Raw genomic sequence first — 2,363 nt, 5'->3', positions numbered from 1 at the left:
TGAACTGCTTGCCGTTGATGAAGACCATCTCGCCCGGCGACTCCTCGCAGCCCGCCAGCAGCGAGCCGAGCATCACCGTGTCCGCGCCGGCGGCTGCACACCCCGCCGCTCTCCACCGGCTGCCTGCCCGGCATCACCCGCGCCCTGCTCCTGGAGTGGACCGGCGCCCAGGAGACCGAGCTGCCCTTCGATGTCCTCGACCGCGCCGACGAGATCCTGCTGACCTCGAGCCTCCGCGACGTCCAGGCCGTCCACGCCGTCGACGGCCGCCCGCTGCCGGTCGCCCCCGGACCCGTCACCGCCAAGGCCGTGCGGATCTTCGAGGAGCGCGCCGCCGCCGACCTCGACCCGTGAGCCGGCCTCCCGCCGCGTAAAACCGGTGACGTGGCGGCCGCCGGGCGGTAAAACACATCGTCGTGACTACCACCCTGCGGCCCACCGCCCCCGAACGGCGCACCGAGGACGGCGGCCGGTCCCGCTCGTACGAGATCCGCGTCAACAGCAGGCCCGTCGGCACGGTCGACCTCACCACCGACCACCGCTTCGGCCCCCGCGTCGGCCGCATCGCCGCCCTCGCCGTCGACGAGCCCGACCGGCGCCGCGGGCGCGGCACGGTCGCCGCGCTCGCCGCCGAGGAAGTGCTGCGCGGCTGGGGCTGCGAACGCGTCGAGGCGAGCGTCCCGGCCACCGCCCGGGCCGCCCTCGGGCTGGCCGCCGCCCTCGGCTACACCGAGCGCAGCCGCATCATGACCAAGCCCCTGCGCACCCCGCCCGGCCTGCCGGCGGGCAGCGTCGCGCGCGCCATGACGGAGGACGAGTTCACGGCCTGGCAGGCGCGGGCCAAGGCCCGGTACGCGGCGTCCTGGGCCGACCGGGGCGTCCCCCTCGTCCAGGCCGAGGCCAAGGCCGAGGCGGACCACGCCGCCCTCCTGCCGCGCGGCCTCGCGACACCGGACACCGCCCTGCTCGTCCTGGCCCACGACGGCACCGACGTCGGCACCCTGTGGCTGGCCACGGGCTCCCCGCGCCCGGGCGGCTTCGTCTTCGGCGTCGACGTCGACGCCCGGCACCGGGGCCGGGGGCACGGGCGCACCCTCATGCTCCTCGCCGAGCGCATCTGCCTGGACGCCGGCCTGGACACGCTCGGCCTCAACGTCTTCGCCGGGAACACCCCGGCCCTGCGGCTGTACGACTCGCTCGGCTACGAGCCGACCGAGCACCACCTGTACAAGCCGCTGCTCTGAGCCGGAGCCTGTCCGGCGGACCGTGGCGAACGTGCCGGGTGCGGTGCTCGCGGCCGCCGCCGGACCCTCGCCGCGGTGGCTCGTCGCCGCAGTTCCGGCGAAGAGCCCCGCGCAGGCCTCCGCTCAGCCGGCCAGCAGGCGGTCGGCGATCTCCTCGACGCGCTCCCGCAGCCCCTCCTGGCTCTTGCCGCCGTCCAGGCGCTCGCCGCCGATGACGTACGTCGGCGTGCCCGTCACGCCGATGGCCTTGCCCTCGGCCTGGTCGGCGTCGACGATCAGCGTGTGCCGCCCGTCGATCAGGGCCGTGTCCACCTCCTCGGCGTCCAGCCCCAGCTCGCGCGCCACCTCCACCAGCAGCTCCTGGCCCCGGGCGGCCAGCTCCTCCGCCCGGCCCAGCACCGCTTCCGCGTACGCCCAGTCGCTGCCCTGCTCGGCCGCCTCCTCGGCGGCCTGGGCGGCGGCGTAGGAGTGCTTGTGCTTCTCCAGCGGGAAGTGCCGCAGCCGGATGTCCAGCCGCTCGCCGTAGCGGGCCCGCAGGGCACGGAGATCGTCGAGAGCGGTACGGCAGTCCGTGCACTGCAGCTCGCACCACACGTCCAGCACGACGCGGTCGGAGTCGGTAGTCGTCATGGACCCCAGTCTCCCAGCCCGTCCCGGCTCCCTCACCCGCACCTCGCGCCCGACCCACCGGGGCCCTACCGGGGGAGGAGGGCGCCCCCGAGATCCCCCCGATCCGCAGCCGGCATCGTGGCACCCACCGCCGCCGGCGGTGCACGATGGAGGACAGGAACCGCCTCGGGCAGGGAGGACCCCATGCTGACCTCGACCGTATGTGCCGCGGTGTCCGCGGCCGGCCTGGGCGTCGCCCTGCTGACGGCGTACCGCAGGCGCTTCCTCGCCGCGGCCCGCATCGCCGCCTACGCGCTCGTCCCCATCGGACTGGTCATGACCGGGATCATCGACTGGATCACCGGTCTCGTTCTCAAGCCGACCGTCTGGGCCGGATTCGGGCTGCTCGCCCTGTCCGCCCTGCTCTTCACCGTGACCAGGGCCGTCGAACGCCGCCGCGGCGGCACCCGTGCCGAGCGCCGCGCCGCGGCCGCCGCCGGCCGCACCGAC

At 75.5% G+C, this 2,363-nt stretch carries 2 protein-coding genes and 3 pseudogenes; 3 read left to right on the top strand and 2 right to left on the bottom strand.

Features of this window, described 5'->3' with window-relative positions:
* Positions 1 to 94, bottom strand: a pseudogene (locus AB0K09_RS32550) (IMP dehydrogenase); the annotation flags it as partial.
* Between AB0K09_RS32550 and AB0K09_RS32545 the strand changes: the two are divergent.
* Both AB0K09_RS32545 and AB0K09_RS32540 read left to right on the top strand, forming a co-directional pair.
* Positions 94 to 354: pseudogene (locus AB0K09_RS32545) on the top strand (aminotransferase class IV); the annotation flags it as partial. The pseudogenes AB0K09_RS32550 and AB0K09_RS32545 overlap by 1 nt on opposite strands.
* A gap of 62 nt (positions 355 to 416) precedes the next feature.
* Entirely contained in the window at positions 417 to 1,244 is an 828-nt protein-coding gene (locus tag AB0K09_RS32540; protein WP_366068994.1) for a GNAT family N-acetyltransferase, read from the top strand.
* A 123-nt stretch (positions 1,245 to 1,367) separates the two neighbouring features.
* Here the strand turns inward: AB0K09_RS32540 and AB0K09_RS32535 are convergent, their stop codons facing one another.
* Entirely contained in the window at positions 1,368 to 1,874 is a 507-nt protein-coding gene (locus AB0K09_RS32535; RefSeq protein WP_366068993.1) for a DsbA family protein, read from the bottom strand.
* Between the two features lie 183 nt (positions 1,875 to 2,057).
* On the opposite strand from AB0K09_RS32535, the pseudogene AB0K09_RS32530 reads away from it, so the two are divergent.
* Positions 2,058 to 2,363 (top strand): annotated as a pseudogene (locus AB0K09_RS32530) (hypothetical protein); the annotation flags it as partial.

It is taken from the genome of Streptomyces sp. NPDC049577, assembly GCF_040675635.1.
Taxonomy (GTDB): Bacteria; Actinomycetota; Actinomycetes; order Streptomycetales; family Streptomycetaceae; genus Streptomyces.
This window is presented reverse-complemented; position numbering and strand designations above follow the sequence as displayed.